Annotated in this window: 15 protein-coding genes and 1 tRNA gene; all 16 read left to right on the forward strand. The window is 60.7% G+C overall.

Annotated features, from left to right (window positions below; translation table 11 throughout):
• Positions 1-83 precede the first annotated feature (83 nt).
• The 16 genes from AKG11_RS32685 to AKG11_RS32765 all read left to right on the forward strand — a co-directional run bounded on the left by AKG11_RS32685 (position 84) and on the right by AKG11_RS32765 (position 6787).
• Positions 84-455 carry a hypothetical protein gene (locus AKG11_RS32685; protein ID WP_050747028.1) on the forward strand — a complete coding sequence of 124 codons (372 nt, stop codon included), beginning with the start codon at positions 84-86 and terminating at the stop codon, positions 453-455.
• Complete coding sequence (locus tag AKG11_RS32690) at positions 452-664, forward strand: hypothetical protein (protein ID WP_050747029.1); 213 nt, start codon at positions 452-454, stop codon at positions 662-664. The genes AKG11_RS32685 and AKG11_RS32690 overlap by 4 nt, the downstream gene beginning before the upstream one ends.
• Positions 664-1071, forward strand: coding sequence for an HNH endonuclease (locus AKG11_RS32695; protein ID WP_050747030.1), 408 nt, complete (start codon positions 664-666; stop codon positions 1069-1071). Before AKG11_RS32690 ends, AKG11_RS32695 begins: the two co-directional genes overlap by 1 nt.
• Complete coding sequence (locus tag AKG11_RS32700; protein ID WP_050747031.1) at positions 1068-1352, forward strand: hypothetical protein; 285 nt, start codon at positions 1068-1070, stop codon at positions 1350-1352. The genes AKG11_RS32695 and AKG11_RS32700 overlap by 4 nt, the downstream gene beginning before the upstream one ends.
• 182 nt (positions 1353-1534) lie before the next feature.
• Positions 1535-2071: a hypothetical protein gene (locus tag AKG11_RS32705; protein ID WP_156334221.1), complete on the forward strand. Its 537-nt coding sequence runs from the start codon at positions 1535-1537 to the stop codon at positions 2069-2071.
• 197 nt (positions 2072-2268) lie between these two features.
• Positions 2269-2571, forward strand: a complete 303-nt coding sequence (locus AKG11_RS32715; protein WP_050747034.1) for a hypothetical protein — start codon at positions 2269-2271, stop codon at positions 2569-2571.
• On the forward strand, positions 2561-2947 hold the full coding sequence (locus tag AKG11_RS32720; protein ID WP_050747035.1) for a hypothetical protein: 387 nt from the start codon (positions 2561-2563) through the stop codon (positions 2945-2947). Before AKG11_RS32715 ends, AKG11_RS32720 begins: the two co-directional genes overlap by 11 nt.
• A gap of 244 nt (positions 2948-3191) precedes the next feature.
• Positions 3192-3395, forward strand: a complete 204-nt coding sequence (locus AKG11_RS32725; protein ID WP_050747036.1) for a hypothetical protein — start codon at positions 3192-3194, stop codon at positions 3393-3395.
• Entirely contained in the window at positions 3392-3631 is a 240-nt protein-coding gene (locus AKG11_RS32730) for a hypothetical protein (protein ID WP_050747037.1), read from the forward strand. The genes AKG11_RS32725 and AKG11_RS32730 overlap by 4 nt, the downstream gene beginning before the upstream one ends.
• A complete protein-coding gene (locus tag AKG11_RS32735) occupies positions 3631-4887 on the forward strand; it encodes a hypothetical protein (protein WP_050747038.1) in 1257 nt (418 codons plus the stop codon). Before AKG11_RS32730 ends, AKG11_RS32735 begins: the two co-directional genes overlap by 1 nt.
• Positions 4888-4953: 66 nt before the next feature.
• Positions 4954-5027: transfer RNA gene (locus tag AKG11_RS32740), tRNA-Cys, on the forward strand.
• 379 nt (positions 5028-5406) lie between these two features.
• Positions 5407-5604 carry a hypothetical protein gene (locus AKG11_RS32745; RefSeq protein WP_050747039.1) on the forward strand — a complete coding sequence of 66 codons (198 nt, stop codon included), beginning with the start codon at positions 5407-5409 and terminating at the stop codon, positions 5602-5604.
• 13 nt (positions 5605-5617) lie between these two features.
• The gene (locus AKG11_RS32750) at positions 5618-5926 is read left to right on the forward strand and encodes a hypothetical protein (protein WP_050747040.1); all 309 of its coding nucleotides are present in this window, start codon (positions 5618-5620) and stop codon (positions 5924-5926) included.
• A gap of 10 nt (positions 5927-5936) precedes the next feature.
• Entirely contained in the window at positions 5937-6275 is a 339-nt protein-coding gene (locus tag AKG11_RS32755; protein WP_050747041.1) for a hypothetical protein, read from the forward strand.
• Positions 6276-6279: 4 nt separating this feature from the next.
• Positions 6280-6498 carry a hypothetical protein gene (locus AKG11_RS32760; RefSeq protein WP_024270650.1) on the forward strand — a complete coding sequence of 73 codons (219 nt, stop codon included), beginning with the start codon at positions 6280-6282 and terminating at the stop codon, positions 6496-6498.
• Positions 6499-6535: 37 nt separating this feature from the next.
• The gene (locus AKG11_RS32765; RefSeq protein ID WP_050747042.1) at positions 6536-6787 is read left to right on the forward strand and encodes a hypothetical protein; all 252 of its coding nucleotides are present in this window, start codon (positions 6536-6538) and stop codon (positions 6785-6787) included.
• Positions 6788-7027: the final 240 nt, after the last annotated feature.

Genomic DNA, 7027 nt, shown 5'->3' on the forward strand with positions numbered 1-7027 from the left:
GCGGCGACGGAACTGCTCGCCCGGGAATTCGGCTTCGTCGCGCCGACTCCCGAAGAGCGGAAAGAGCAGAAGCGGAGAGCGGCATGAGTGATGCAACCGCCCCCGGCCCGTTCCTAATCTGCGATCTGCGGCCTGAATGGAACCGACGCCCATATGTGACCTTCTGGCGCCCGAATAACGCCAACTACGCCTATCCGCTCGTTTGGTCTGGCGACTATACCGAGGCCGAAGTCATGGCGGGCGGTAGCTACTACACGACCGTGGAAGACGGCAAGCTGATCCGGTTTCCGATCCTGCGGTCACTCGTCGTGCCGATGGCCGTTGCCCCAGAGCCCGGCCACATCGATGGCAACACCGGGCCGGTCATCTGCAACACCGCCAGGATGCGCGCACAGCTTCGGAAACTCGCCTATGCGCCCGCGCTATCGGCCTTCGGCAAAGAGGGCGCGGCATGACCATCACCCACGTCAAGGCTCACGACCGCCGAACAGCCGACAAGCCCCTCGACCCCTTCCACCAGGATATCCAGCTTCTCGTCGCCCGGCGCCGATCGGCAGCCGTCGAGCGCGACGTCATGCAGGCCGTTGAGACGCTGCAGCGATTTCAGGAGCGCGTGGCGACACGGCCCGAAATGCTCGCCGGCGCGACGGAGGGCCTTATCTGATGGCCCGCACCGTAGAGGAATGGATCGGAAAGACCGATGACCACCGCGCCCCGAAGAAGGTCCGTGACCGCATCATAGAGCGGAACAACCGCTGCCACCTCTGCGGCCAGCCCATCCAGGTTGGCCAGCGCTGGGACCTTGACCACGTCAAGGCCCTCATCAACGGCGGCGAAAACCGGGAAAGCAATCTCCGTCCGGCCCACGTTAAATGCCACAAGGAAAAGACGACCCGTGACGTCGCGGAGAAGGCGAAGGTTGCCAAGATCCGCATGCGCCACAACGGCAGCGCGCGCCCAGCCGGCAAGCTGAAATCAGCCCCCTTCCCTAAGTCCGACAAGCCGAAGAAGGCCGTCGTCTACCGGCCCTGCACCTTCTACCGCGCCCAATCCCAAACAGGTGAAGCATGACTGACATCCCCCTCATCCACATGGATCCGCGCCCCATCAAGTCAATCTGGTACGATGGCGAGGATGCCGGCGGATACTCCACCGATGCGCGTTTAGACGGCAGCACCTCCAAGGTCGTTGCCTACGGCGAGAACGGTCAGTGCGCACCGGTTCCATTCTTCGCGGTCTATGACCTCGCTGGCAACATCAAGGCGCGCGTCCCGGCTCAGATGGTAACGGTGATTTATGCCGACCAGGCCGGCTCCGCCACATCATCGACTGGCACCGGGGGTGGCGAATGATCCCGGTCCTCGATCTATTCAGCGCAGCGGCCGGCGGCCGATCTTCGCCAGCGCGCGGCCGAATGGGGCGTCTCTGCCCTCATGGAATTGGTCTGGATGAACGGATGGGACTGCGGTTACCGCCAGTCGAACCGAGACCGTGACACCAGAAACACAAGTGGCACCTCGAAAGGCACCGACCGATGAAAGCTACCAACGCACGAATGTCCCAGCAGCTTTCAGTCGTGATTGAGGGCGGTCAGCTCAAGATCTCCATTGGCATCGCTCTTCTGGCCTTCGCCGTTCAGCAGCAGAATAGCTGGCCGAAGAAATTTGCCGTCACCGACCTGCGGGAATTCGCACAATCGATAGCCCGCCAGCTCCAGCGCGAGGAAGAGGACGGTACGACGCCGGTGCACCGTATGCTCGATGCTGCCGCCGAGGAAGTCATAGAGCGGGGCGGCGACGGCGTTGACGAAGGCAACGTCCGCGACGGTGTTGCCCTCGCAAAATTCGTGCTCGATACCGAGAAGTCGGTCCTCAAATCGATCGAAAACCCATCCCCTAATGCGAATTTACGGGCGGAGCCAGTGGCCTGGCGCGTGCGCGTCAAGAGCGATGATCCAGAAGAATGGTCATTGCTGCCTGCGGGCGGCGGAGCCGATTTCCTCAACCGCGATGGCTATGATTGCCAGCCGCTCTACACCAGCGCAGCTCCGGAGGCGTCCGATGCTGTCTGACGCTCAGATCCACGCCGAAGCGGGTAGGATCATCCAAATCGCTATGGGAAAGATCAATCAGGTTTCTGGCGACCGCCGCCGGTGCAGCCGAGTATGGGCGGCAAACGAAGACCCTCTCGCCTACGTTATGGGTGTTGAGGCAGTCGTTTCGCTGGTGCACCGCGCATCCACCCCCACAGACACGAAAGGTCAGGCCGATGAGTGACGACGGCTCGAACCGTATCGAAAGCGTCTTGGCCCGCCTCGAAAAAGGCAGCGGCCCTGACCGCGATCTCGACTGGGATATCGCGGAGGCGTTGGGCGCCTCAATCCGGCGCGTCGGCCGCCTCGGGCTCAACGGCCGCTCGCCCGGTAGTTGGCGGGCATTCTTCCCGAAATCCGATCCGCGCAAGGGCTCGGCCATCCCCTACTACACCAAGGATCGCGAGAAGGCGAAAGCCAAGCTGCGCACCGCCCTAACCACAACTGGAGCCTACCCAGGAGGCAACCATGACACATGATCTGGTAGAGCGGCTGCGGGATTACGGGCTGACGCTCGAAGAAAGCGTGGTTATCTGCGATCGGCGTGTTGTTGATGAAGCCGCCGACCTCATCGAGTCCCTCCGCGCCGATTTGGCCGAGCAAAAGGCAGCGCACGGCGACTGCATCAAGCGAAACATCGCCTTGACGGCCGAGATAGCAGCTCTCCGCGCCGAGAAGGACGAGCTACGGAAGGCACTGGAGCCGTTTGCGAAACTTGCTGGACGCTTCATGGATGAAACCAGCCAGCGATTGAAGCCCGATGACCACAACGTTTGGGGGTATGGCGACGAGACGCTGACCTATGGCGACTTCCGCCGCGCCGCCGCTATTCACCAGATGGGGGAGAGGCCGTGAAGCTGACATGGAACCAGCGGCGCGCCCTGGAGAATGTGGCCGCGCACGGTGTTGGAGCGAAGGTTACACCGCGCCAGATTCGCGATCCATCGTGGGGAATGAATCCGTATTTGTGCGGCACATCCGCGCGCTCGGCACTGACGTCATTGACGCGGAAAGGACTTGTTGAGTGCATTCCGACATCACCGTTTCGGTATCGCATCACCCCCGCCGGCCGCGCTGCGCTGGAGAAGGAGACGCGGGGATGACGGCGCCGGCCCTGCCCTACATCTATCGCTGGAACCGCCAGGATCGTAAAGGCCAGCCCTGCGAGGTGACGGCGCGCGGCACCATGAATTCCTGCGCTGTTCGTTTCGCCGATGGCTACACCATGGTCACGAGCCGGAATGCTCTCATGAGGGACCGTTCGGCTCCTGTGCATAACTCAGTGGATATCGTGGAAAAATGACGAAGCACGCTGTCATCCCAGCAGGCTGCTGGCCTGCTGTCCTTCGTGATGAGCTCGCAGCGGCCTACGCTGGCGAGAAGACCGTCGAGGCGTTCATGTCTCGCGTCGGCAAGGTATGGCCAGAGCCTTTCATCGAGACAGGCAGCGGCAAGGGAAAGTTTCGAGCTTGGCGGAAGAGCGATCTGGACAAGGTGATCAATCCAGAAAGCGTCGGCGGCGACCCGGCGGGGTGGTGATGATCCCTGTCGAATTACCTCGGTATACCTCGTTCAAAAAACTCGCGGACGGCAGCACCGGATATTACTGGACCTGCCCTACCCGCTACCGCAAGCGCAATTGCCCCTATCTCTCGGCCGCCCTTGGCGTGAATCTCACCGAACGCGAACTGCGCGATGCGGCGGCGCTGTGGAACGAGCGCCTTGACGGCTGGCTGAAGGAGCAATCCCCCTTTCACATCGCCGACACCTCCCGTCACGGGACGGTGGAATGGCTCGTCAACACCTATCTCCGGCACGATGCCTTCCTCCAGCGTGTCTCTCAGTTCAGCCGGCCTGACTATCGCCGCGTTCTGGATCGCGTCTGCTCCACTACGATCAAGCGCGATGACACGGGACTTATGGCGCGGGTTGGCGATGCGAAGATTGCAAACATCACGGTCAAGACCGCGACGAAAATCTACGAGGCCTTCGCTGATGTGGACGCCATGCGCTCAGCTGAGAAGGTCGTCACCTATTGCAAAGCAATGTGGAAACGGATGAGGCCTCATCATCCAGAGCTTTTTCGAAACGATACACCGAACCCCTGGGAAGGCGTCACGGTCCGGAAGAGGAAAAAGCACATCAAGGGTCACGTCAATCGAGAAACTGTCTACGCGTTCGCTGACGGTGCCATCGCAGGGGGGCGTGGCGAACTCGCTGCAGCAGCCGTGCTCGCGTTCGAATGGCTTATGCGACCGTCGTCGATCGGCGCCGGCTATGCGGCTTGGAGCGGCTACCGCGGCGGAGATGAGCCGGACAAGATCGTGATCGGCCACAGGAAGACCGAGGAGCGCGCGTCCCACCCCTTGGAGTATGTCGACGATGGCGGAAGGCTGATTCTTCTCTACCCGGATGCTGAGCGGATCCTGAAGCAGACACCGAAGCATGGGCTCTCGATTGTCTGCCAACGAAACGGCAACCTATTCCGTGACGGAACTCGGCTATCGCAGGAAATCTCAAAGATGGCGACCAAATTGGCCGAGAAGGGTGTGAATGTTGAAGGTTTCACGCTCGACAAGGCGCGGCACGGCGGAATGACGGAACTGGAGGAAAAGGGCCTTACTGAAGGCCAGGGGCGCGCGCTATCGAAGCATCGCACCGGTACTGCTTATCGAGGCTATGCGAAGGAGACGGAGAAGAGAGTTCTGGAGGCAACGAAGCGTCGGTTCGGCATCGTTGAGGGAACAGCCTCGGAACAGGCGTTCAGAACAAAAAAAGGAACGCGTTCAGAATGAAGGGTATTGCGCGCCACGTAGATTCGTTCTAAACGCCCGTCACGGTTCGATTATTCGAGCTGGTGGGGCCTCGTGGCGGAGTGGTGACGCAGAGGACTGCAAATCCTTGCACCCGAGTTCGATTCTCGGCGAGGCCTCCACCCCCTTCAAACCATCACCGTAATGGATTGAAAATACGAGTGTATTTTCCCGGTGTGGCAATATGGGCTTGAACCGTTCCGCCACACCAGAATCAGGTGTGGCAGCAGGTTCTCGAAATTTTCCCGGCCTCTCCACTCTCGAGCGCTTTCACGCTTCAGCGCCAAAGTTCTTCATCCAGGCGCTCGGTTGGATGGGACAAAAAATATTGCTGAGCCACGACCAGACAAACCACACGCCCCGATGATTCTAGGATTATCTTCACAGCCCGCTTGACTCAAATCCTAGCAGGAACATATTGAGAACAAGCCGGCGATGCGGCCGCTATCTGACAACCAAATCTGATGCCTGCTGTGGCACAAGACACAGGAGAACGACGACATGCGCCCGCTCGAAAAACAACCTGAAACCTCCAACGAAATCGATGAAGCTCTATCCTGGCACGATGGTGATGCTCGCGCTGCAATAGCTACTCTGCTGGCTGACTGTGCCTACCTGCGCTGGCAGCTGGAGCTTGCTGATCGTGCGATGGGCGCTGGGTTCACACGCGGTTGGCGCCCCCACGCCGAGCGGGAGTAACGGCGGCTAAGCCATGCGCCACCGCCGCGGCATTGATATCTCCGCCGGTAACCCAATGGACCCCGCCACGCTAACCGGCGTGAACGTCTACGTGAACAGCCGCCAGCACTCTGTCGCCCTTCAGGATATTCCGGAATGGTACGAGCTCGGCGCCCGCTGCTCGCGTTGCAAGCACGCCGGCTACCTTGATCGGTGGGATCTGGCGCGCCGCTTTGGCCGGAAGCGCATGATCATCACGCTCGAACCGAAACTTCGCTGCACTCGATGCGGAAATCGGGAAGCAAACGACTTCGTTCTGGCCAAAATCCACCGAAACGCTTGAGGAGAAAACGATGAGCTATCGCAAGGGGGAGCTGACGACCGCGGGCATCAATGAGGGTTGGCCACACCAGATTGCGCGGCTTTCCTCGCTGGGCACCATGAAACAAGCCGACGTTATAGCGGCATTTTGCGCCAATCTCTCGCTGTGCCCGAGAGGCCATACCGTGGTTTGGGAGGGTGAATGGCACCGCGTCTACTGCTTCGCCAAGCGAGAGGACGCCGAGGCTTTCCTTGAGCGATTCGGTGGTGAGTGGTTCGATCCCCGCGATAAAGGCTCCGGGCACTACTGGCACTTCTGGTACAAAGGCCGGGCGGCGGCCAAGGATGCGAAAAAACGGGCGAGGAGATGACGGCATGTCGAGACTCGCCTACACCGACGGTATGGCCGACGACCGTACCGACACCCGCCCCCATACGCCCGATGAACACTATTGCGAGCACGCCGGCTGCAATGCTTGGGGCGGGCTCGGCTATTCAGCCGGCACGAACACCGCTCCACGGTGGTGGTGCGCAGCTCACTATCCGTATTGGCCGGACGAGATACGCGCGAAGTTCCAGGCCTTGCCCGCATAACGCGACCGCCCTATCCTCTCTACTGGGAGGATAGCCTATGGCAATCTCTGGTCCAAAGCGCAGCGGTGACTACCCGGACCGCCTCGTCGGCTGTGAGCAAGCGATTGAGGCTGAGTTGCAAGCCCTGATCGCGAGGGCGATGGATGCCGGCTGGGACGAGATGGAGGCCTGCAGCGCAATCTCATCGCTTGCTGATCATCATGTCCTTGGATTGCTGGCCAACGCTGAAACCGACCGGCGGATATCCGCGGCCGATTCAAGCGGCATCTTCCTACGGGCGCAACGCTGATGCGGCTTTTCTTCGGCTACCACTGGCTGGGCATTCTCCTCCTCTGCGCCATCGCAGGCCTGTTCTCCCCTCTCATCCGGTATTTTTTCGCAAGTTGAGGATGCGCTGATGTGCGGACGCTTTACGCAAATGATGTCGTGGCGCGAGCTCGTTGCTCTCTACCTGTCAACGGCGGAGTAAAAACCGGCCACGGGGCGGAGCAACAGTCGGCCACGGTGGCGCCGGCCTGAGACCGCCGGG

Source organism: Shinella sp. SUS2, from assembly GCF_001262505.1.
Classification (GTDB): Bacteria; Pseudomonadota; Alphaproteobacteria; order Rhizobiales; family Rhizobiaceae; genus Shinella.